General features: G+C 73.5%; 18 protein-coding genes. 10 read left to right on the forward strand and 8 right to left on the reverse strand.

All coding sequences use genetic code 11. The features are described from left to right. Nucleotides 1–90: 90 nt before the first annotated feature. The 3 genes from BLT39_RS05705 to BLT39_RS05715 are packed head-to-tail and all read left to right on the forward strand — an operon-like array spanning nucleotide 91 to nucleotide 3,549. Nucleotides 91–705, forward strand: coding sequence for a TetR/AcrR family transcriptional regulator (locus tag BLT39_RS05705; RefSeq protein ID WP_091060281.1), 615 nt, complete (start codon nucleotides 91–93; stop codon nucleotides 703–705). Nucleotides 706–717: 12 nt separating this feature from the next. Continuing rightward, nucleotides 718–2,673: a HelD family protein gene (locus BLT39_RS05710; protein ID WP_207507647.1), complete on the forward strand. Its 1,956-nt coding sequence runs from the start codon at nucleotides 718–720 to the stop codon at nucleotides 2,671–2,673. A 21-nt stretch (nucleotides 2,674–2,694) separates the two neighbouring features. Continuing rightward, nucleotides 2,695–3,549 (forward strand): PPK2 family polyphosphate kinase, encoded by an 855-nt coding sequence (locus tag BLT39_RS05715; protein WP_091060285.1) that lies wholly within the window; start codon nucleotides 2,695–2,697, stop codon nucleotides 3,547–3,549. A gap of 13 nt (nucleotides 3,550–3,562) precedes the next feature. Here the strand turns inward: BLT39_RS05715 and BLT39_RS05720 are convergent, their stop codons facing one another. Next, nucleotides 3,563–4,111 (reverse strand): MOSC domain-containing protein, encoded by a 549-nt coding sequence (locus BLT39_RS05720; RefSeq protein WP_207507649.1) that lies wholly within the window; start codon nucleotides 4,109–4,111, stop codon nucleotides 3,563–3,565. Between the two features lie 167 nt (nucleotides 4,112–4,278). Here BLT39_RS05720 and BLT39_RS05725 point away from each other — a divergent pair, with 167 nt between their 5' ends. Next, on the forward strand, nucleotides 4,279–5,676 hold the full coding sequence (locus tag BLT39_RS05725; RefSeq protein WP_242658184.1) for an HNH endonuclease signature motif containing protein: 1,398 nt from the start codon (nucleotides 4,279–4,281) through the stop codon (nucleotides 5,674–5,676). Nucleotides 5,677–5,703: 27 nt separating this feature from the next. Here BLT39_RS05725 and BLT39_RS05730 read toward each other — a convergent pair whose 3' ends face one another. Beyond that, complete coding sequence (locus BLT39_RS05730; protein ID WP_091060293.1) at nucleotides 5,704–6,945, reverse strand: MFS transporter; 1,242 nt, start codon at nucleotides 6,943–6,945, stop codon at nucleotides 5,704–5,706. A 67-nt stretch (nucleotides 6,946–7,012) separates the two neighbouring features. Here BLT39_RS05730 and BLT39_RS05735 point away from each other — a divergent pair, with 67 nt between their 5' ends. From BLT39_RS05735 to BLT39_RS23495, 4 genes are all read left to right on the forward strand, one after another. After that, entirely contained in the window at nucleotides 7,013–7,585 is a 573-nt protein-coding gene (locus BLT39_RS05735; protein WP_207507651.1) for a winged helix-turn-helix domain-containing protein, read from the forward strand. A 385-nt stretch (nucleotides 7,586–7,970) separates the two neighbouring features. Beyond that, on the forward strand, nucleotides 7,971–8,762 hold the full coding sequence (locus tag BLT39_RS05740) for a TIGR04255 family protein (RefSeq protein WP_165640163.1): 792 nt from the start codon (nucleotides 7,971–7,973) through the stop codon (nucleotides 8,760–8,762). Between the two features lie 272 nt (nucleotides 8,763–9,034). Beyond that, nucleotides 9,035–9,265, forward strand: a complete 231-nt coding sequence (locus tag BLT39_RS23490; RefSeq protein ID WP_423221482.1) for an antitoxin Xre/MbcA/ParS toxin-binding domain-containing protein — start codon at nucleotides 9,035–9,037, stop codon at nucleotides 9,263–9,265. A 2-nt stretch (nucleotides 9,266–9,267) separates the two neighbouring features. Then, nucleotides 9,268–9,822, forward strand: a complete 555-nt coding sequence (locus tag BLT39_RS23495) for an RES family NAD+ phosphorylase (protein ID WP_165640164.1) — start codon at nucleotides 9,268–9,270, stop codon at nucleotides 9,820–9,822. 21 nt (nucleotides 9,823–9,843) lie between these two features. Here BLT39_RS23495 and BLT39_RS05755 read toward each other — a convergent pair whose 3' ends face one another. Genes BLT39_RS05755 through BLT39_RS23250 form a run of 4 tightly spaced genes read right to left on the reverse strand, consistent with a single transcriptional unit; the run spans nucleotide 9,844 to nucleotide 15,699 of the window. Next, nucleotides 9,844–11,091 (reverse strand): guanine deaminase, encoded by a 1,248-nt coding sequence (locus tag BLT39_RS05755; RefSeq protein ID WP_091060303.1) that lies wholly within the window; start codon nucleotides 11,089–11,091, stop codon nucleotides 9,844–9,846. After that, nucleotides 11,088–11,885, reverse strand: a complete 798-nt coding sequence (gene xdhC, locus BLT39_RS05760; protein ID WP_091060307.1) for a xanthine dehydrogenase accessory protein XdhC — start codon at nucleotides 11,883–11,885, stop codon at nucleotides 11,088–11,090. The genes BLT39_RS05755 and xdhC overlap by 4 nt, the downstream gene beginning before the upstream one ends. Beyond that, the gene (gene xdhB, locus BLT39_RS05765) at nucleotides 11,885–14,299 is read right to left on the reverse strand and encodes a xanthine dehydrogenase molybdopterin binding subunit (protein ID WP_091060311.1); all 2,415 of its coding nucleotides are present in this window, start codon (nucleotides 14,297–14,299) and stop codon (nucleotides 11,885–11,887) included. Before xdhB ends, xdhC begins: the two co-directional genes overlap by 1 nt. Continuing rightward, on the reverse strand, nucleotides 14,296–15,699 hold the full coding sequence (locus tag BLT39_RS23250; RefSeq protein ID WP_091060314.1) for a xanthine dehydrogenase small subunit: 1,404 nt from the start codon (nucleotides 15,697–15,699) through the stop codon (nucleotides 14,296–14,298). The genes xdhB and BLT39_RS23250 overlap by 4 nt, the downstream gene beginning before the upstream one ends. Before the next feature lie 142 nt (nucleotides 15,700–15,841). On the opposite strand from BLT39_RS23250, the gene BLT39_RS05775 reads away from it, so the two are divergent. After that, nucleotides 15,842–18,172: a penicillin-binding protein gene (locus BLT39_RS05775; RefSeq protein ID WP_091061732.1), complete on the forward strand. Its 2,331-nt coding sequence runs from the start codon at nucleotides 15,842–15,844 to the stop codon at nucleotides 18,170–18,172. On the opposite strand, the gene BLT39_RS05780 is transcribed toward BLT39_RS05775, so the two are convergent. Next, a complete protein-coding gene (locus BLT39_RS05780) occupies nucleotides 18,169–19,983 on the reverse strand; it encodes an NAD(P)/FAD-dependent oxidoreductase (protein WP_091060318.1) in 1,815 nt (604 codons plus the stop codon). The two genes, BLT39_RS05775 and BLT39_RS05780, sit on opposite strands and share 4 nt — an antisense overlap. A gap of 122 nt (nucleotides 19,984–20,105) precedes the next feature. On the opposite strand from BLT39_RS05780, the gene BLT39_RS05785 reads away from it, so the two are divergent. Further along, a complete protein-coding gene (locus BLT39_RS05785; protein WP_242658186.1) occupies nucleotides 20,106–21,272 on the forward strand; it encodes a GAF domain-containing protein in 1,167 nt (388 codons plus the stop codon). Here the strand turns inward: BLT39_RS05785 and BLT39_RS05790 are convergent. After that, a complete protein-coding gene (locus BLT39_RS05790) occupies nucleotides 21,175–22,053 on the reverse strand; it encodes a YhjD/YihY/BrkB family envelope integrity protein (protein WP_091060324.1) in 879 nt (292 codons plus the stop codon). The genes BLT39_RS05785 and BLT39_RS05790 overlap by 98 nt on opposite strands. Nucleotides 22,054–22,057 lie beyond the last annotated feature (4 nt).

The following is a 22,057-nucleotide window of genomic DNA, read 5'->3' on the forward strand; positions in this document are numbered from 1 at the left end:
CGGCGGGGCGGGACGGCGGGGTGTGGTCATGCCTCACCGTCCCATACTTGCTTGCTGGCATGCAAGTAACCTGGGTGCGAGACTGCCGGGGTGGTCGAGCAGGTGCGCCGGACGCAGCAGCAGCGCCGCGCCGAGACCGGGCGCCGGGTGCTCGACGCCGCCGTCGCGCTGATCGCGGAGAAGGGGTCGCGGGCGGTCACCCTCGCCGAGGTCGGGGAGGCCGCCGGGTACAGCCGGGGGATCGTGCACGCGCACTTCGGCAGCCGGGAGCAGCTGCTGGCCGCGGTGGTGCGGGACGCGCAGCGCTTCGACGTCCCCGAGGCCGCCGGCTCCGGGCTGGACCGGCTGGCCGCCCTGGTGCGCGCCTACCTGGCCAACCTGGCCCTGCGGGGGCCGGCGATCGGGGCGTTCCTGCTCATGTGGGCCGAGTCGCGGGCCTCGGACCCCGTGCTCGGCCCGCTGTTCGCCGAGCGCGACCGGTCCTTCCGCGCCGACCTGGCCGCGGTGGTGCGGGCCGGTGTGGCGGACGGGTCCGTCCGCGCCGACGCCGACCCCGAGGCCGTCGCCATCCTCCTGCTGGGGGCGCTGCGGGGGATCGGCATGCAGCACGCGGGGTCGGCCGGCGCGGTCGTGGGTGACGGGCTCATCGAGCAGACGGTCGTGGTGCTGGTGAACGGCCTGGGCTCGGGGGCCGAACCGGCGTAACGTCCTCCGACCGTGTCCGACGCCGTCCTCGAAGCCGAACGTGCGCACCTCGACCTCGCCGCCGCCTGTCTGACCGACATGCGCGCGGCCACCGTGGCCACCGCCGACGCCGGCGTCGATGCCTGGGCCTCCGAGCGCCTGGGCGCCGCCCGCGCCGAGCGGCTGCGCAGCCTGGCCGCCGACCCCGGCGCGCCACCGTTCTTCGGCCGCACCGACACCCCCGCCGAGACCTTCCACATCGGCCGCCGGCACGTGCGCGACGCGGCCGGCGACCCGGTGGTCATCGACTGGCGCGCGCCGATGAGCCGGCCGTTCTACCAGGCCAGCGCCGCCGACCCGCAGGGCCTGGTCCGCCGCCGCAGGTTCGGGTTCGCCGACGGCGTGCTGACCTCCTACGAGGACGAGTCGCTCTCGGCCGACGACGGGCCGTCGGCCCTGCTGCGCGAGGAGATCGAGCGGCCGCGCTCGGGGCCGATGCGCGACATCGTGGCCACCATCCAGCCCGACCAGGACGACATCGTGCGCGCCCCGCTGACCGAGTCGATCTGCGTGCAGGGCGCCCCCGGCACCGGCAAGACCGCCGTCGGGCTGCACCGCGCGGCCTACCTGCTCTACACGCACGGCGAGCAGCTCTCCCGCACCGGCGTGCTGGTCGTCGGGCCCAACCGCGCCTTCCTGCGCTACATCGAGCAGGTGCTGCCCGCCCTCGGCGAGGTCGAGGTCGACCAGGCCACCGTCGCCGACCTCACCGACCGGGTGCCGGTGCGCGCCGAGGACCCCGACGACGTCGCCGTGCTCAAGGGCGATGCCCGGCTGGCCGAGGTGCTGCACCGCGCGCTGTGGCGCCGGGTCACCAAGCCGCGCGACTCGGTGCAGGTGCCGCTGAGCGGACGGCGGTACCGGATCCCGGAGGAGCGGCTCAAGCGGTACGTCGACGACCTGCGGCGGGCCGGCATCTCCTACGGCGCCGGCCGGGAGCGGCTGGCGCTGTCGCTGGCCGAGGACGCCCGGCGGCAGAAGGAGGAGGTCGGCGGCAGCCCGACGGACGCCGAGACGCGGCGCTGCGCCCGCTCGGCCGAGGTCCGCGCGTTCTGCGACGAGCACTGGCCGGCCGTGGACGCCGCCGCGCTGGTCGCCGAGGTGCTCGCCGACCCGTCGGTGGGCCGCGGCGTGCTCACCGACGCCGAGCAGGGCCTGCTGCGCCGCGCCCCTGCCCGCTCGGTGCGGGCCACCCGCTGGACGGCGGCCGACGCGGTGCTCGTCGACGAGGTCGCCGGGCTGCTGGAGCGGACGCCGGGCTACGGGCACGTGGTGGTCGACGAGGCGCAGGACCTCTCCCCGATGCAGTGCCGGGCGGTGGCGCGCCGGCTCGCCGCGGGGTCGCTGACCGTGCTCGGCGACCTGGCGCAGGCCACGAGCCCGTGGTCGGTCGCCGACTGGTCGGCCACGCTGGCGGCCCTGGGCCGGCCGGGCACGTCGGTGCGGCCGCTGACGACCGGTTACCGGGTGCCGGCGGAGGTGCTGGAGTTCGCGAACCGGCTGCTGCCGGTGCTGGTGCCCGGTCTCGCGCCGGCCACCGCGGTCCGCTCGGAGCCGGGGTCGCTGCAGGTCCGGCCCGTGGCGGTGCTCGCCGAGCCGCTGGCCGAGGTGGTCGCCTCCGTCGGGCCGGGGTCGGTCGGGGTCGTGTGCGCCGACGCCGAGGTGGACGCGCTGGTGGCCGCGCTGGCCGCGCAGGGCGTCGAGGCCGCGGCGCTGGCCGACGACGGCAGCGAGCCGGCGCCGGTCGCCGTCGTCCCCGCGACCCTGGTCAAGGGCCTGGAGTTCGACCACGTGGTGGTCGTGGAGCCCGCGGCGATCGTGGCCGCCGAACCCCGGGGGCTGCACCGGCTGTACGTGGCGCTGACCCGGGCGGTGAGCAGCCTGGTGGTGCTGCACCGCGGCGAGCTGCCGGACCTGCTGGCCGCCTGAGGTCTCACTAGGGTCTCGATCATGGCCAAGAAGACGGTGTCGGTGCGCGAGGTCCTGCGAGCCCCGTCGGGTGCCGTCTCGCTGGCCGACATCGACCCGCGGGACACCCCGTCGGCGCCGGGCGACAAGGACGCCACCAAGGCGCAGCTGGCCGCCGACGGCGCCGAGCTGGCGGTGCTGCAGGAGAAGCTCTACGCCGAGGGCGCCACGGGCGGCACCCGCCGGGTGCTGCTGGTGCTGCAGGGCATGGACACCAGCGGCAAGGGCGGGGTCATCGAGCACGTCGCCGGGTCGGTGAACCCGCAGGGCCTGGCCATCACCAGCTTCAAGAAGCCCACGCCGGAGGAGCTGCGGCACGGGTTCCTCTGGCGGGTCCGGCGGGCGGTCCCGGCGCCGGGGCTGATCGGGGTGTTCGACCGCTCGCACTACGAGGACGTGCTCATCGGCCGGGTGCGCGAGCTGGCCACCCCGGCGGTCATCGAGCGGCGGTACCGGGAGATCGTCCGGTTCGAGGACCAGCTGGCCGAGTCCGGCGTGACGATCGTGAAGTGCATGCTGCACGTGTCGAAGTGGGAGCAGAAGCAGCGCCTGCTGGCCCGCCTGGACGACTCGACCAAGCGCTGGAAGTTCAACCCCGGCGACATCGACGAGCGCGCGCTGTGGGACCAGTACCAGCGCGCCTACGAGATCGCCGTCGAGCGCACCTCGACGCAGACCAACCCCTGGTACGTCGTGCCCTCGGACCGCAAGTGGTACCGGAACTGGGCCATCGGCCGGCTGCTGCTGGAGGCGGTGCAGGACCTGGACCCGCGCTTCCCGCCCGCCGACTACGACGTCGCCGCCCAGCGCGACCGCCTCATCGACGAGGCCGACTGACCCCGGGGCGTCGCTAGACGCGGTCGAGGGCCTGGTGCGGCCCGGGCGGCAGCTCGACGGTGATCGGGTCACCGCAGCGGACGACACCGCCCGCCGCGACCACTCCCATGATGCCGGCCCTGCGCTGGAGGACGCCCTGGTCGTCGCGGGACACCACCGCGCCCAGGAGCCCGGGCCGGAAGTCGTCGATCTGCCGGCACGGGTTGCGCAACCCGGTCACCTCGATCGCGGCCCCGCTCGGGAACACCAGCGTCGTCCGTCGGGGCAGGGCGAGCAGGTCGATGCCCCGCGTCGTCACGTTCTCCCCGAGGTGGCCCGGTTCCAGGTCGTACCCCGTGGTGCGGAGCTCGTCGTGCAGCTCGGCGTGGATCAGGTGGACCTGCCGCAGGTTGGGCTGGGTGGGGTCGGCAGCCACCCGTGACCGGTGCTGGACGGTCACCCCGGCGTGGGCATCCCCTCGGACACCGAGCCCCTCCAGCAGGGTGATGTCGTCGACCGTGCGTTTCGAGAAGCGGTGGCTGTGGTCGAGCGCCACGGCGACGACCCGTCCTGACGAGGGCACCGCTGCAGTGTGGCAGCCGGCCATCCCCCTGGACCTCCGCCCGCGTCCTGCATGGTCACCTGCAGTCGGCTCGTTCGGCCGCCTGACCTGTGGATTCACCGTGCCGGCGGGCGCCTGCCGCGGTAGACTTCGAACACCTGATCGAACAGGTGGGGGGAGGTGTCGCAGTGGGTCTGGACGAGACGCAGCCCTGGGCGCCCGAACCCCTCGCGCCCGGTGCCCTCGGCGCCGACCGCCGACCAGCCCTCTCCCCGATGGCCGCCGCCTCGCGGCAGCCCGACCCGCCGCCCGCCGATGTCTGCGCGGCGATCGAGGCGGTGCTCGCCGCGGCCGCGACCCCGCTGGACGGCGGGACGACCGCGGCGCAGCTGCTGGACCGGGCCCGTGGCCTGGCGCGGCTGGTCAACCTGGCGCAGGCCGAGCTGGCGCGCACCGTCGCCCACGCCGAGTCGGTGGATGCCGCCTACGCCGACGGGTTGACCGGGATGAAGCCCTGGCTGCGCGGCCACACCGCCGCCACCGGACCGGAAGCTGCTGCGGTGCTCGCTGCGGGCCGGTTGGCGCGGCGGATGCCGGCCGTCGGTTCCGGTGCGGCGGTGGGCGGGATCAGTGCCGGGCAGCTGGCGGTGATCGGCCGGATCCTCACCGACGACGTCTGGGCCACCGGCGACGCCCTCGGCGCCGACCTGCCCGCCCTGGATGCTCTGGTCGCGCACACCGCGGTGCACGCGCCCCGCACGCTGGCCGATGTGTGCCGGCGGATCGCCGACGCCCTGGACCCCGACGGGCCGCCACCGGTCGACCCCACCGAGGGTCGGGGCCTGCGGATCACCCGCCGGGCCGACGGGTCACGCGCCATCCGTGGGCAGCTCGATGCCGGTGGTGGCGAGCAGGTGGAGGCCGCGCTGGAGGCCATCGCCGCTGCCGGGCGGTGCGAGGGTGACCTGCGCTCCCGCGACCAGCGCGCCGCCGATGCGCTGGTGCAGCTTGCTGCGTTGCACCTGGCCGCCGGTGACCTGCCCATGCTGCGCACGGCCAAGCCCCAGGTGACGGCGTTGATCCAGCTGGAGGACCTGGCCGACCCCGACACCCGCCCGGCCGCCACCCGCCTGGGCTCCGGGGCGACGGCGTCGAACACGGTGGCCCGGCAGGCGGCCTGCGACGGTGACGTCGCCCGCATCCTGCTCGGCCCCGCCGGCCTGCCCCTGGACGTCGGCCGCGCCCACCGGCTGGTGCCGGCGCACATCCGCCGCGCCGCGGAGGTGCGGGACGGCGGCTGCGTGTTCACCGGCTGCCGCGCCCCCGCCTGGTGGTGCGACGCCCACCACCTCATCCACTGGATCCACGGCGGGGCCACCAGCCTCGAGAACACCGCCTTGGTGTGCGAACGGCACCACACCCAGGTCCACCACGGCTACCGCCTGCAGTGGGACCCCGACGACCGGTGCTGGCGCACCTACCGACCCGACGGCCGGGAGATCATCACCGGCGTCCTCACCGACACCACCGGCCAACCCATCGACCACCAACAAGCACCCGACCGGCCCCTGTTCGACCGCAGCTGACAGCCCGGAGCGAAGCTCCACCCTGCGTCAGTGCTGCGCTGTCGCGCTCGGCCACAGCCGGGGGACCGGCACGGACCGCACCTCGCGGCTGAGGGTGACCACCAGCGCCGTCCCCAGCAGTGCGACCAGGAGGACGACGGTGGCGCCCCGGCCGCCGAGGTGCTCCAGGGCCAGGCCGCCCAGCAGCGGGGCCAGCGGCATCACCGCCATCGACAGGAAGGTCGAGCTCGCGTCGACCCGGCCCTGCAGCGACGCCGGGGTGATGGCGATCCGGTAGGCGGCGATGCCCGCGTTGCTGGCCGGGAGCAGCAGGAGCACGGCGAACAGGGCGGCGGCGGCCACGGCCGGGTGGGCCCAGAACAGCAGTGGGACCAGCGGGAGACCCGCCGTCCACGCCAGGGCCACGGTCAGCCGGCCGGTGGCGACCCGGGCGATCAGCCACGGGGCGGCGACGGCGCCGACGATGCCGCCCACCCCGGCGGCGGCGTTGACCAGCCCGATCTCCGCCGGGTGCGCGCCCTCGTCCACCAGTCGGAGCACCACCACGAACAGCAGGGCGTTCAGCGCCAGGTTCACCAGGGCCGCCCAGGTCAGCAGCACCCGGAAGAACGGCCGGGCCAGCACGAAGCGCACCCCTTCGGCCAGGTCGGCGCCCACCCGCGGGCGTGGGCCGGGGTGGTCGGGTGCGGACAGGTCGGTGCGGATCTGGCTCAGCGTCAGGCAGGACACCGCGAAGGTCAGCGCGTTGACGGCGAACGGCAGCCAGCGGGTCACCGCGAACAGGAGGCCGCCGAGCGGGCCGCCGAGCAGCCCGGCGAGGTGCTCGCGGGCCTCGTTCTGGCTCAGCGCCGTGGGCAGGTCCTCGGTGCGGACGACCGAGCGGACGGCCGAGAGCTGCGCCGGCCCGAACACGCCGGCGGCCACCCCCACGACCCCAGCGACGACGGCCAGGTGCCCGACCGTCAGGTGGCCCGTCGCCCCCGCCACGGCCAGCGACGAGTAGCTCACCGCACCCGTCGCGGACGACCCCAGCATCAGCCGGCGGCGGTGCAGCCGGTCGGCCAGCACCCCCGCCGGCAGCAGCGCGGCCACGGTGCCGACCAGGTAGGCGGCCTCGACGGCGGCGGCCTGCACCGCCGACCCGGTGAGCCCGTAGGTCAGCAGCGGGAAGACGAACAGGCTCATCCGGCTGCCGAGGGCGCTGATCGTCTCCCCGACCCAGAGCACGGTGAAGTCGCGGTTGCGGACGAGGGATCGATAGCCGGGCACATCGCGCACGCTAGCTTGCGCAAGAGTACGTGCGCAATAAGACGTGTGGTCCCGGTACGCTCCGCCGGTGAGCGAGGAGCGGGCACCCGCCCAGCCGGTGCGCGACCCGACCGTGCTGCGGGGGCTGGCCCACCCGGTGCGGGCGCGGATCGTCGACGAGATGTACGCGACCGGGCCGGTCCGGGCGGCCGACGTGGCCCGCGACCTGGGCATCCCGGCCAACCAGGCCAGCTTCCACCTGCGCCAGCTCGCCAAGTACGGGCTGGTCGAGGAGGCCCCGGACGCCGGGCGCGATCGCCGCGACCGGGTCTGGCAGCTGACGGCGCAGACCGGGCTGAGCATCGACGTCGGCGACCTCGCGGCCCTCCCCGGTGGTCAGGCGGCCGTGGACGTGTGGCGGCAGCAGGCCAGCGCGTGGGCGCACGGGGTGGTCGACGCCGCCTACCACCGCGAACCCGACGACGCGGTCACCGTGCACATCGCCACGTCGACGGTGCGGCTGACCAAGGACGAGGCCGCCCGGATGGCGGCCGAGCTCGACGACGTCGTCCAGACCTGGGCGGACCGGACCCGGGGGCGGGACGGCGACCGGTCCACCTACGCCCTGCTCAGCGTGCTGCAGCCCTACCCGGAGAGCTGATCAGCCGCGGATGCGCGTGCCGTGCCCGTAGCCGCCGGCAAGGTCGGACATCGGGTGCGACCGGGAGCCGGTCCGGAAGGCACTGAAGGTTTCGTGTCGCATTGCCTCGACCGCGCCCCGTTGCCGAAACGACTGGCGGCTCCTGCGTGCAGCGCCCGTGCCGCCCTAGCTTCATGCGCGTGCGCCAAAGACCAGTTTGGCGGGCGCCAGCATTTCGTCCTGGCGCCTCGCCTAAGTCTCACCTCAAGTCGCTCGTGGCCGGAAACGGCCACCGTCAGGAAATCGACGCTGTTCGACGAGCAGGCGGCAGTCCATCTGGCCACGATCGGGTGACCTGCGAAGTCGTGAAGGAGTGCTAGGTTGTGGAGGACTCGATTGGAGCTTTGTGAGCCTGACTTTTGGCGACCACGACGACGTCGTCTTTGGGCGCGCGCCGTTAGTAAGCGTTTTGTGTCAGGTTACATTTCCCCCGGTCCTGTCCCTGATGACAGCCGTGGGCATCGCTGGGTTTCAGACAGCGGTGCGGAGCGTGTACCCAACTTTGCTGCCCGCTGAGCAATCTACGGACATCGCCTTCGGCCCGCAGTCACTTGACATCAAGCAAGGTGCACCCGTGTGGAGGATGGTTGATGAGGGCGGCCAATGGACGCTGGGAATATCGGCCGCCTTTGTCTCCCTAGAGACGCCGAACTACACGAATATCGATGAGTTCTTGGAGCGCGTCTCATTCGTTTTGAAGGCTTTGCGTCGTACGATCCGGCCGGCTGAAAGCAATCGGATCGGGCTTCGAAAGATTAACGTTATCGACGCCGACGAGTACGCCAACGACCTCGGCCAGCTTGCAACGATTGTCCGGCGAGACCTACTAGGGCCTCTCGGCGTGTCGTCTTTCCCGGCGAAAATTTCAGCAAACTTCTCTCAGCTCGAATTTGCAGATAGCTTCAATAGTCTCGTTGCACGGTACGGGCTTGGTACGAAAGACGGCCGTGACGGGTTCGTGCTGGACCTCGACTATTCAACCGAACAGCCATATACAGTCGATGGTGATCGCGGTTTGCTCGATCTGCTTCGCTACTTCAGCGACGGCATGACCAGTTTCTTTCATTGGTCAATCACCGAAGAGTATAAGAAGCGACTTGAACCCTCGGCCCGTTCTGAGTGGAAGAGTGCGGAATGACGGTACTGATTGAGTCTCCGACGACGTTCACGGAAGGGGTGTCGGATCGGCTGACTCGAATTCGTCAAGGCGGAACCACGATAGAAAGTGGTCACACGGGGGCGGTCTCAGCCGCCCTGATCAAACGAGCCGAGATGGCTCAAAAGCATCAGGGGTCCGGTGCAATGCAGCGGACCGTCCTTCTGGGTATTCTGCTGGCGCGTCTTGAGGGTGTTCCGTTTGAGGCGTGTGCGGCGCTCCTCGACGTGCGACCTGCGCGTTTGGCCAAGATGATGCATGGCGACGAGCAAATCCCGGGCAATCGGGTTGCGCGGTGGGAGGCACTAGCCGTAGCCCTCGACAACCTTCATAGCGTCCTCCGGCAGGACGCGACTTGGAGGTGGCTAAGCACGCAGATGTCTGCGTTGGGTGGTCAGAGTCCGTACTCGGTAATGCTAAGGCGCGGCGGAGCAGAACGGGTTCGAGACCTGACCGCCTCGTATCGCGATCCAAGCTTCACATAACGGTGGTCGCGCCAATATCTCCATCAGAGTGGTCTCCGGGAAAAATCCGCGCATACAAATGGGTCAACTCGTCGTCCTCGTATGATGCCGACAGTCCTTGGTTTGGTGTTGGACGGTTCGGCGACGGGTCCGGGAAAACGCTTTACGTTGCGGAATCCGACACTGGTGCGGTTGCTGAGTTCCTTCGGCGGCATCCCGAATTTGCGGAGCTTCAGGACGCCTTGGCGATTCGACTCTACGAGATCGATCTTGATGTCGTCGGCCGCTGTCTGGACGTGCGAACCGCAGCTGGTCAGACTGCAGCTCGGGTATCACTCGACCGTCTTGTGTCCTCGGAGGACGATGAGGTTGCGCGTTACCGCGAGAGTCGTCAACTGGCGACCCAAGCGCAGGGCGAAGGCTTCACCGGTATCGCTTATCCGTCGGCCGCCGCAATGTGGGCATGTTGGAATCTTGTTCTGTTCAACGATCCATCCACCACGACTTGGCAGAGTCGCGCGTGCAGAGAGATTCCAGTGCCAAAGGTCGACCCTGCGAACGTTCGATTTCTAGGGTAACGAGGACTGGGATTCTTCCGCCTAGCCGCGGATGCGGGTGCCGTCGACCCAGACGCCGGCGACGTCCGCCGGGCCGCCGAGGGCGAAGACCTTCGCCAACGCGTCGTCGGGGCCGGCGGCCGAGCGCAGGACGACGTCCAGGGTCGAACCCTCCGGCGGGCGCAGCCAGACCGCGTCGAAGCGCATGCCGACCGACAGGTGGCCGACCTGGTCGCCGAGCCCGAGTGCGTCGGCGCCCGCTGCGGTCGCCAGGTGCAGCAGGTCCGCCGGGGTCAGCGGCAGGCCCTCGGCGCCCAGCAGCTGCTGGGCGAAGTAGGCCTGCAGCCCCTCCTTGAGCAGCGAGAACCCGGTGCCGGCCCCGACGTCGGAGCCCAGCGCCACCCGGACGCCGGCCGCGCGGTGCCGGCGCAGCGGGAACAGACCGCTGCCCAGCGCGGCGTTGGACGTCGGGCAGTGCGCCACCGCCGTCCCGCGCAGCGCGAGCACGTCCAGCTCGCCGTCGGTGGGGTGAACGTCGTGGGCCAGCACCGAGCGCGGCCCGAGCAGCGCCCGCTCGTCGTAGCTGTCCACGTAGCCGCCGTGCAGCTGCTCGACGGCGGCCACCTCGGCCAGGTTCTCGTTGACGTGGGAGGTGAAGACGGCGCCGTCCAGCTCCTGCAACAGCGCCGCGCAGGACTCGAGCAGCTCCGCCGAGCAGGACAACGAGAACCGCGGCGTGACCGCGTACCGCGACCGGCCGACCCCGTGCCACCTGGCGGCCAGCTCCCGGCCCTCCCGGAGGGCCCGCGCGGGGTCGGTCAGCAGCTCGGCGGGCAGCAGCCGGTCGCTGACCACCAGCCCCGACGTCACCCGCAGCCCGACCCGCGCGGCCTCGGTGAACAGCGCGTCCACCGCGGTGGCGAAGTGCGAGCCGAAGACCAGTGCGGTCGTCGTCCCTGCGCGGACCAGGCCGTCGACGAACTCGGTGGCGACCGCGGCCGCGTAGGCGGGCGCGGCGAGCTTGCACTCCTCGGGCAGCGCGCACCGGTCCAGCCAGTCCAGCAGCGGCATGCCCAGCCCGCCGATCGCCCGGACCTGCGGGTAGTGCACGTGCGTGTCCACCAGCCCGGGGAGCACCACGCCACCGCGCAGGTCGACGTCCGCGGCGGGGAAGTCCTGCGCCGGGCCGCGGGCCACGACCACGCCGTCCTCGACCTGCAGCACCCCGTCGAGCGTGCGCAGCTCCCCGGCGACCGGGGTGTCGAGGAACGTGCCGCGGACCAGCGTCACGAGGGCACGCGGGCGACCGCGCCGAGCAGCGCGGCGGCCACGCCCACCGCGATCACGGCGGGGTCCTTGCCGGTGAGCTCCGGCAGCCCGATGGGGCAGGTGATCCGGTCGGGGTCGGGCGCGCCGTCGGCGACCAGGGTGCGCCGGAACCGGGCCCACTTGCCGGCCGAGCCGATCAGCCCGATCGAGGCCAGGCCCGGCGTGCGGAGGGCGGCGTCGCACAGCGCGGCGTCCTCGGCGTGGTCGTGCGTCATCACCAGCACGTGGCTGCCCGCGGGCAGCTCGGCCAGCACCAGCTCGGGCAGCACCGGCACCTGGTGCACGTGCACCTCGGCGACGGCGTCGTCCAGCACGGCCAGGCGCTCGGGGGTCAGCTGACCGGGCCGGGAGTCGACGAGGTGCAGGTCCAGGTCGTGCCGGGCCAGGATCCGGGCCAGCTCGAGCCCGACGTGGCCGATCCCGAACACCGCCACCGACGGGACGACGGGCAGCGGCTCCAGCAGCAGCCCGACCTCGCCGCCGCAGCACTGCACGCCGTGCCGGTAGGGCGCCTTGTCCGACAGCGCGAGCTCCACCAGCTCGGTGGCCCCGCCGGTGGCCAGCAGCTCCCGGGCCCGCTCGACGGCGACCGCCTCCAGGTTGCCGCCGCCCACCGTGCCGTGCAGCTGCGTGGCGGTGACCACCATCTTGGCGCCGGCCTCCCGCGGGGAGTGGCCGCGCACGGTCGCCACGGTGACCAGCACGCCCGCCTCCCGGCGCTCCCGCAGCGCCCGCACGGCGCGGTCCCAGCGCATCAGGCCTGGCCCAGGACGCGCTCGGACTCCGGCCGGATCGGCGGGCCCTGCGGCTGGGGCGGCGCAGAACCGCCGTCGCGCACGTGCGCGCCCTCGGCGGCCCGGGCGGCCTCGACCGCCCAGAACACCGCCTCCGGGGTGGCCGGGGAGGCCAGGTCGACGCTGGTGCCCGCCGGCCCGAAGGCGGCGGCGGCCTGGCGCAGTGCCTCGCGGACGGAGAACGCCAGCATGAGCGGCGGCTCACCGACCGCCTTGGCGCCGTAGACCGCGCCGTCCTCGTGGGCGGCGTCCAGCAGCGAGACCCGGAAGTCCTCGGGCATCTCCGAGAAGCTCGGCAGCTTGTACGTCGACGCCGACGACGTGGTGATCTTCCCGGTGCGCTCGTCCCAGCGCAGGTCCTCCAGGGTCAGCCACCCCACGCCCTGCACGAACCCGCCCTCGACCTGGCCGAGGTCGACCAGCGGGGACAGCGAATCACCGACGTCGTGCACGATGTCCACCCGCCGCACCCGGTAGGCGCCGGTGAACCCGTCGACCTCGACCTCGGCGGCGGCCACCCCGTAGGCGAAGTACTTGAACGGCTCGCCGCGCATCGCCGCGGAGTCCCAGTGCAGGCCCTCGGTCCGGTAGAAGCCGGCCGCCCACAGCTGCACCCGCGAGAAGTAGGCCAGCCGGACGACGTCCTCCCACGGCAGCGAGGGCCCGTCGGCGTCCAGCCCGCGCACCCGGCCGTCGACGAACCGGACGTCGGCCGCCGGCACGTGCAGCTCCTCGGCCGCGACCTGCGCCAGCCGGCCCAGGATCTGCTCGCAGGCGTTCTTCACCGCGCCGCCGTTGAGGTCCGCGCCCGAGCTCGCCGCGGTCGCCGAGGTGTTGGGCACCTTGTCGGTGCGGGTGGGCGCCAGCCGCACCCGCGACAGCGGGACGCCGAGAGCGGTGGCCGCGACCTGCAGCATCTTGGTGTGCAGGCCCTGGCCCATCTCGGTGCCGCCGTGGGTGATGAGCACCGAGCCGTCCTTGTAGACGTGCACCAGCGCCCCGCCCTGGTTGAAGGCGGTGAAGTTGAACGAGATGCCGAACTTCACCGGGGTGATCGCCAGCCCGCGCTTCACGTGGGCCGACGACGCGTTGAACGCCTCGACGGAGGCCGTCCGGGCGGAGAAGTCCGAGGAGTCCAGCACCTGCTGCCAGGCGGTGGCGAGCCGGTCGGCGTGCCGCACCGGCTGGCCGTAGGGCGTGTCCTGGCCCGCTGCGTAGAAGTTCCGTCGGCGCAGCTCCTCGGCGGTGAACCCGAGGGTGGGGGCGCAGCGGCCCAGCACGTCCTCGATCACCAGCATGCCCTGGGGCCCGCCGAACCCGCGGAACGCCGTCTGCGACGTCTTGTTGGTCCTGGCGATCCGGCCGTTCACCCGCACCGCGGGGATCCAGTACGCGTTGTCGATGTGGCACAGCGCCCGGGCCAGCACCGGCTCGGACAGGTCCAGGCTCCAGCCGCCGTCCGAGGTCAGCGTGGCGTCCAGCGCGGTCAGCCGGCCGTCGTCGTCGAACCCGACCCGCCACTGGGCCAGGAACCCGTGCCGCTTCCCGGTCATCGTGATGTCCTGCGCGCGGTTCAGGCGCAGCCGCACGGGCCGGCCGGTCAGCCGGGCGCCGAGGGCGGCGATCGCGGCCAGGCCGTGCGGCTGCATCTCCTTGCCGCCGAACCCGCCGCCCATCCGCAGGCACTGCACGGTGACCTCGCTGCTGGCCAGGCCCAGCACGTGCGCGACGATCTCCTGCGTCTCGGTGGGGTGCTGGGTGCTCGACTGCACGAACACCTGGCCGTCCTCGTCGACCTGGGCCAGCGCGCAGTGCGTCTCCAGGTAGAAGTGCTCCTGGCCGGCGAACTCGAACTCGCCGCTGAACACGTGCGCCGACCCGGCGAGCGCCTCCTCGACGTCCGGGCCGCGCAGCAGGGTCGGCTGCCCGCCCTGGAAGGACTCCGCGGCGACCGCGTCGCGCACGGTGACCACCGCCGGCAGCTCCTCGACGTCCACCTCGACGGCGACCGCGCCGAGCCGGGCGGCCTCCAGCGTCTCGCCGAGCACCCAGGCCACCGCGTGGCCGAAGAACATGACCTCGTCGGGGAACAGCGGCTCGTCGTGCTTGACCCCGGCGTCGTTGACGCCGGGGACGTCGGCCGCGGTGAGCACCCGGACCACCCCGGGGACGTCGGTCGCGGCGTCGGTGCGGACGGCGGTGACCCGCGCGTGCGCGGCGAGCACCTGCACCGGCCACGCGTGCAGCACGCCCTTCGTGCGGCCGACCAGGTCGTCGGTGTAGAGCGCCCGCCCGGTGACGTGCAGCGCCGCGGCCTCGTGCGGGACGGCGGCGCCGACGACGGCGCCGAGCGGGCGTTCGGACAGCGCACTCATGCCGGCACCTCCGCTGCGGCGATCTTGAGCAGGGACTGCCGGAGCATCGCCCGCCGGTAGGCGGCGCTGGCCCGGTGGTCGTCGAGCGGGGTGCCCTCGCCGGCCAGCACGTCGGCGGCCGCGGCGACGTCGGGCCACCGCGCGCCGACCAGGGCCTCCTCCGTGGCCCGGGCGCGGATCGGGGTGGCGGCCACCCCGCCCAGCCCGATCGTCGCCCGGGTGACCTCGCCGTCCACGACGTCCACCCCGACGGCGACGGCGACGCTGGAGATGTCGTCGAACCGCCGCTTGGCGATCTTGGTGAACCCGACCAGCCCGGGTTGCGGCTGCGGGATGCGGACGGCGCGGATCAGCTCGCCCGCCGTGCGCACGCTGCGCCGGTAGCCGGTGAAGTAGTCGGCCAGGGCCACCTCGCGCTCGCCGGCGGCCGAGACCAGCACCAGCGAGGCGTCCAGGGCCAGCAGGACGGGGGCGGCGTCGCCGATGGGGGAGCCGGTGCCCAGGTTGCCGCCCAGCGTCGCGCCGTTGCGGATCAGCACGGAGGCGAACTGCGGGAGCAGCAGGTCCAGCAGCGGGACGGCGCCGTCCAGCCGTGCGGCCACCTCGCTGAGGGTGACGGCGGCACCGATCTCGACCACCTCGTCGGTGACCGAGACCCCGTGCAGCTCCGGCAGCCGGTCGATCGCGACGACCTGCCGGGCGCGCAGGCCGCGCAGGTTGACCTCGACGCCGTGGTCGGTCGAGCCGGCGACGACGACGGCGTCGGGGTGCTCGGCCAGCAGCGCCAGCGCGGCGGGCAGGTCGGCCGGGCGGGCGAACCCGGGGACGTCGGTCGGGGTCGCGGCGGGTGCGGGACGGGTCTGCCGGCCGGCCAGCGCGTCGTCGGCGTCCGGGGCGGCCAGGGCGTAGGCCGCGTCGCGGATGGGCCGGTAGCCGGTGCAGCGGCAGAGGTTGCCCGACAGGGCGTGCAGGTCGAACCCGTTGGCGCCGTGCTCGGGCGTGGGCTCGCCCGGGGCGCGGTCGGGCCGGTAGAACTCCGCGGCCATCGAGCAGACGAACCCCGGCGTGCAGTAGCCGCACTGCGAACCGCCGCGCACCGCCATCTCGTGCTGGACCGGGTGCAGGTCGTCGGGGGTGCCCAGGCCCTCGGCGGTGACCACCTCCTGGCCGTCGAGCGCCAGCACCGGGACCAGGCAGGCGTTCAGCGCCGTCCAGCGGGTGGGCGTCGTCGTCCCGGGGCGGGCGACGAGCACCGAGCAGGCCCCGCACTCGCCCTCGGCGCACCCCTCCTTGGCACCGACCAGGCCCGACTCCCGCAGCCAGTCCAGCGCGGTGGTGTGCGCGGGGACGCCGTCCAGGGGGACGGTGCGCCCGTTCACGGTCAGGCTCGGGGACGGCATGCGGGGTGCTCCTCGGGGTCGGTGCGGGGCTCCAGGGTGCACTGTGCAGGTTGCGGGCAGGTCTCGGTCGTGCGCCGGAGGGTTGTGGAACGCGCGTGTCCTTGATCGGATGACGGTCCCCGACCTGCACGGAGGCACGTCGATGAGCGCGGCCCGACGGATCGGCACGCTGGCGAAGCTCCTGGGTGCCGTCGTGCTGGCCGGGGTGCTGGTCGCCGCCGTCCTGTTCCCGGTGGTCGGGGGGCTCGGGCTCACCGCGCGGGACTCCGCGTCGCTGCTGGACGCGCTGCCCGTCGAGCTCACCGACCGCACCCCGCCGGGCAACACCGTCGTCCTCGCGGCCAACGGCGAGGTGGTCACCGGGTTCTACGACGAAAACCGCGCGCCGGTGCCGGCCGACCGCATCGCGCCGGTGATGAAGCAGGCGATGGTGGCCATCGAGGACGCCCGCTTCTACTCCCACAACGGGCTGGACGTGCAGGGCACGCTGCGTGCCGCGGTGACGAACGTGGTGGCCGGCGACGTGCAGGAGGGCGGGTCGACGCTGACCCAGCAGCTGGTCAAGCAGACCCTGCTGCAGACCGCGCGGACGCCCGCGGAGGCCACCGCCGCCACCGAGCAGACGCTGGAGCGCAAGCTGCGCGAGGCCCGGCTCGCCCTGGCGCTGGAGGAGACCTACTCCAAGGACGAGATCCTCACCCGCTACCTGAACATCGTGTACTTCGGCCAGAACGCCTACGGCGTGCAGGCCGCCGCCCGCATCTACTTCTCCGTCGACGCCGCCGACCTGACCCTGCCGCAGGCCGCGATGCTGGCCGGCCTGGCGCAGAGCCCCACCAACGACGACCCGACGGTCAACCCCGACGCCGCGACCACCCGCCGTGACCAGGTGCTGGACCGGATGGCCGCGCAGGGCATGGTCACCCCTGCCGACGCCGCGGCCGCGCAGGCCACCCCGCTGGGGCTGGTGCTCGGCGCGGCCCCGCCGCGCGGCTGCGTGCAGGCCTCGGTCGGCGCGTTCGTCTGCGACTACGTGCAGCGCTACCTGACCCAGACCCTGGGCATCAGCCAAGAGCAGCTGGACAACGACGGGCTGACCATCCAGACCACGCTGGACCCCGACCTGCAGCGCGCCGGGGACGCCGCGGTGCTGCAGACCCTGCCGATGGGCGACTCGCTGGCCGGCATGTTCACCGCCGTCGAGCCGGGCACCGGGCACCTGCTGGCGATGAGCGTCAACCGGGTCTTCGGCTACGACCCGGCCGACCCGGCGCAGGAGTCCTACAACCTCAACGTCGCGGCCAGCCAGGGCTCCGGGTCGACCTACAAGGTGTTCACCGCCGCCGCGGCCCTGGCCCGGCAGTACTCGCAGTACTACACGCTGACCACCGGCGACCCCTACACCTCGCGGGTCTACCGCGACGGCGGCGAGCCCTACGACGTGGAGAACGCCGGCCGCTACTCGCCGACGCTGGACCTCGCGACCGCCCTCTACCAGTCCTCCAACACCTACTTCCTGGCGCTGGAGGACGCACTCGGCAGCGTGGAGGAGCCGGTGCGGATGGCCGAGGCGGCGGGGCTGTTCCAGTTCAGCGACCCCGGCCTGCCGCAGCAGATCATCGACGAGAACCGCGGCTCGTTCACCTTCGGCGCCGAGGCCACCAGCCCGCTGGCGCTGGCCAGCGCCTACTCCACCTTCGCCGCCAGCGGCACCCGCTGCCTGGTCACCCCGGTGACCGCCGTCCTCGACCGCACCGGCGCCCCGCTGACCGGCGCCGACGGCGCGCCCGTCGTCCGCGGCGACCAGTGCACGCCGGGCGCGATCAACCCGGGCGTGGCCACCACGATGAACCAGATCCTGCGCCGCGACGTCGAGCCCGGGAACCCGGGCCAGACCGGGTCGCGCGCCTACGTCGCCGGCCACCAGATCGCGGGCAAGACCGGCACCTCGCAGGACAACTTCTCGGCCGCCTTCGTCGGCTACACCCCCGAGATCACCGCCAGCGTCATGGTGCTCAACCCCAAGCAGAACCAGGACGTCGGCGGTTTCGGCGGCAACAAGCCGGCCACCATCTGGCGGGCGGCGATGGCGCCGATCCTCGAGGCCCGGGGGAGCGGTGAGTTCCCGCCCGCCGACCCGGTGGTGGTCAACGGCAACACCCGGGCGGTGCCCGGCTGCGGCTCGGTCTCGGCGTGCCGCTCGGCGCTCACGTCGGCCGGGTTCGTCCCGCAGACGGTCACGGTCAACGGCAGCAGCCCGTCGGGGTCGCTGCTGGGCACCAGCCCGCCGGCCGGGGGCCGCGCCGTGGTGGGCCAGGTGGTCACCATCCGGGTCAGCAACGGCGCCTCCTACGTGCCGCCGGCGCCGGCACCCGCGCCGGCCCCCGCACCCGGGCCGGCGCCGGGACCGGCCCCGCCGCCGGGGGTGCCGGTCCCGGGCCTGCCGGTGATCCCGGGGCTGCCGACCAACTAGCTCGTGTGGTGGACGGCGGCCGGCTCGCTGACCGGGGTGGGGATGCCCTCGTAGCGGGCCTTGAGCTGCAGCGCCAGGTACAGGGAGTAGTGCCGGGACTGGTGCAGGTTGCCGCCGTGCATCCACAGCTGCGGGACGGCGGTGGGCTTCCACATGTTGCGCTGCTCGCCCTCCCACGGGCCGGGGTCCTTGGTGGTGTCCGAGCCCAGGCCCCAGACCTTGCCCACCCGGTCGGCGGTCTCGGCGTCGACGAGGTCGGCGATCCAGCCGTTCATCGAGTTGTAGCCGGTGGCGTAGACGACCAGGTCGGCCGGCAGCTCGGTGCCGTCCTCGAGCACGACGGCGTCCTCGGTCAGCTCGCGCACCTGGCCGCCGACCAGCTTCACCGACCCGTTCGCGATGAGCTCGGAGGCACCCACGTCGATGTAGTAGCCCGAGCCCCGGCGCAGGTACTTGAGGAACAGCCCGGAGTCGTCGTCGCCGAAGTCGAGGGCGAACCCGGCCTTCTCGAGGCGGGAGTAGAACTCGGCGTCGTCGATGCGGATCTGGTCGTAGAGCGGCTTCTGGAACTCGCCCATGATCCGGTAGGGCAGCGAGGCGAAGGTCAGGTCGGCCTTGTGCGTGGTCATCCCGTTGGCCACGGCGCTCTCGGAGTACAGGCCCTCCATGGTGCCCATCAGGGACTTGCTGGTGACGATGTGCGTCGAGCTGCGCTGCACCATCGTGACGTCGGCGCCGTGCTCCCACAGCGCCGCGCAGATGTCGTGGGCGGAGTTGTTGGAGCCGACGACGACCACCTTCTTGTCCCGGTACTGCTCCGGCCCGGGGTGCTGCGAGCTGTGCTGCTGTTCGCCGCGGAAGCGGTCCATGCCCGGGAACTGCGGCATGCGGGCCTTGCCGCTCATGCCGGTGGCGAACACCAGCTGGGTGGGGTGCAGCGTCAGCCGCTCGCCGTCCCGGGTGAGCTCGACGGTCCAGGTGCCAACGGCCTCGTCGAACGACGCCGACTCGACCGTCGTGGAGCTCCAGTAGATCAGCTCCATGACCTTGACGTACATCTCCAGCCAGTCGCCGATCTTGTCCTTCGGCGCGAACACCGGCCAGTTCTCCGGGAACGGCAGGTAGGGCAGGTGGTCGTACCAGACCGGGTCGTGCAGGCACAGCGACTTGTAGCGGCTGCGCCACTGGTCACCGGGCCGGGCGTGCCGGTCCACCACGATCGTGGGGACGTCGAGCTGGCGCAGCCGGGCACCGAGGGCGATCCCGCCCTGGCCGCCGCCGATGACCAGCACGTAGGGCTGCCGGCTGTACCCCAGCTCGGCGGCCTCGGCGTCGCGGCGCTCCAGCCAGGTCTGCCGGTCCTTGTTCGCGCCGTGCTCGGCGCCCATGGGCCGGTCGCGGCCCGCCTTCTCCTCGTGGCCGGTGAGCTCGTAGAGCGTCGTCAGCAAGGTCCACGCCTTGCCGTCGGTCAGCCGTAGGTGGCCGCGGCCGCGCCCGACCGAGGTCTCGAAGTGGATCCACGCCTCGTCGACGCCGTCGGCGCCGGTGGGCTCCTCGCCCTCGGTGACCCGGAACCCGGTCGGGTCCACCCGGTCCAGCACCTCGGTCAGCCGGGCGCGGACGGCGTCGCGGCCCTCGGCGGTGGTGATGTTCCAGGTGAAGGCGATCAGGTCCCGCCAGAAGCAGGTCGGGGCGAACAGCTCGACGGCGGCGTCCACGTCGCGGGCGGTGAGCGCGGCCTGGAAGTCCTCGAGCCAGGCGGTCACCCGCCCGGCCGGGGTGTCGGTGGGCCGTTCCAGGGTCTGGGTCATGCCGGTGCCTCCTCGCACGGGCGGCCTCGTCGCCGCCCGCGCCCACCCCACACCCGCCCGGGACGCAGCGGCAGGGTTGCAGGGGGTTGCGTGATCCGTGGTCCAGGTCACACGCTGGGGTGGTGCCCCGGCCGCTGATCGACGCATCGTGGCGGCGGGTGGCCGCCGCCGGCGTCGACCCCGGCGGCACCGCGGGCCCGGCCGTGCTGCCCGACGCGGAGGTGTCCCGCCGGGTTGTCACCGGCCCGCTGGCCCCGATGCTGCCGGTGCTGCGCGACCGCCTCGAGCCGGTCGCCCGGGCCTGCGGCCAGCTGGTCGTCGTCACCGGCACCGACGGGCGGGTGCTGTGGCAGGGCGGGGCCCCGGAGGTGCGGCGGCGGGCCGACGGCCTGGGCTTCGTGCCCGGTGCCGCCTGGGACGAGCCGACCGTGGGCACCAACGCCATCGGCACCTGCCTGGTGCTGGGCACCCCGGTCGGCGTGCACGGCGGCGAGCACTACGTCGACGGCCACCAGCAGTGGACCTGCGCGGCCGCCCCGCTGCGCGACCCGGTGGGCGGGGGCCTGCTCGGCGTCGTCGACCTGTCCGGGCCGGCCCGCACGGCCCACCCCGGTGCCCTGGCGCTGGTGTCGGCGGTCGCCGCGCTGGCCGAGCACGAGGTGCGGGCCGCGCACGACCGGGTGCTGGAGCAGCTGCGCCGGGTGGCCGGGCCGCTGCTGGCCCGGGTGGACGGCCGCGCGCTGGTGCTGGCCCCCGACGGCGCGACCGCGGCGGCCACCGGGTTCGCCGGCCCGGCGCGGGTCGTCCTGCCGGCCGGCCTGGACGGCGGGGCGGTGGTGCTGCCGGGGCTGGGTGCCTGCCGGGTGGAGCCGCTGCCCGGTGGCTGGCTGGTCCGGCTCGACGACGCCGAGCCCGGCAGCGCCACCGGTGCGGTGCTGGACCTGTCCGGCGACCGGCCGGTGCTGCGGGTCAGCACCCCGACCGGCTCGTGGACCGACGTGCTCGGGCTGCGGCACGCCGAGATCCTGCTGGCCCTGGCGGGTGCCCCGGGGGGCCGCAGCGCCGGCGAGCTGGCCGACGACCTGTTCGCCGACCCCACCCGCACGGTCACCGTGCGGGCCGAGGTGTCGCGGCTGCGACGCACGGTCGGGCCGCTGCTGGCCGCGCGGCCCTACCGCTTCGCCGAGGGCGTCACGGTGCAGGTGCGCCGTCCGGCCGGTCGGCTGCTGCCGGGGTCGGTGGCCCCGGTGGTGCTCCGCGCGCGAGCCGCTCGTCCAGCGCCTGCGTGAGCAGCCACCCCGCGATCACCACCAGGTGCAGCACGAACAGCCACAGCCCGATCGCGACCACGCCGCCGACGACGTCCAGCCCGCCGAACGGCGCCCCGAGGGCGAACGGCAGCCGCAGGAACAGCACGAACCCCTGCAGGAACCCCGACAGCGACGCGGCGGTGAAGAAGGCGCCGACCAGGATCGCCCGCCACCGCAGCATCCCCGGGGCGACCACCCGGAAGCCCCACACCAGCGGGACGGCGAGGGCGAACAGCACCGTGTAGAAGCCCACCGCGATCGACCCGACGCGGCCCCAGAACCCGTGCTCCTGCAGGTCGGCGAGCACCGGGACGACGCCGAGCACGGCCAGCAGCAGGAACGGGGCGACCACCAGCAGGGGGACGACGGCCAGCCGGCCGCGCCACCCGGTGAAGCTGTCCTCCTGGCCGGTGAACCGCAGCAGCGCCCGGCGCAGGCCCTCGCCCCAGAAGGTCATCGGCAGCAGCGCCAGCACCCCGCCGAGCCAGGTCAGCGTGGTGCCCGCCGCGGCGAGCGCGGCCAGCGCGTCGGGGGCGCCGAGCTGGTCGGGCAGCACCTGGCCGAGGGTGTCCAGGTAGCCGCGCACGGTGCCCGGCGAGGTCAGCAGCGAGGTCAGGCCCAGCGCGAGCAGCAGCAGCGGGACGACGGAGATGCCGGCGTAGAAGGTGAGCCCGGCGGCGATCAGCGACAGGTCGCGGCCGCGCAGCCCGCGGCGGACGGAGCGCAGCAGCCCGCGGGTCTCGGAACGCCATCGGGTCACCGGG

This window comes from Klenkia brasiliensis, assembly GCF_900100695.1.
GTDB lineage: Bacteria > Actinomycetota > Actinomycetes > Mycobacteriales > Geodermatophilaceae > Klenkia > Klenkia brasiliensis.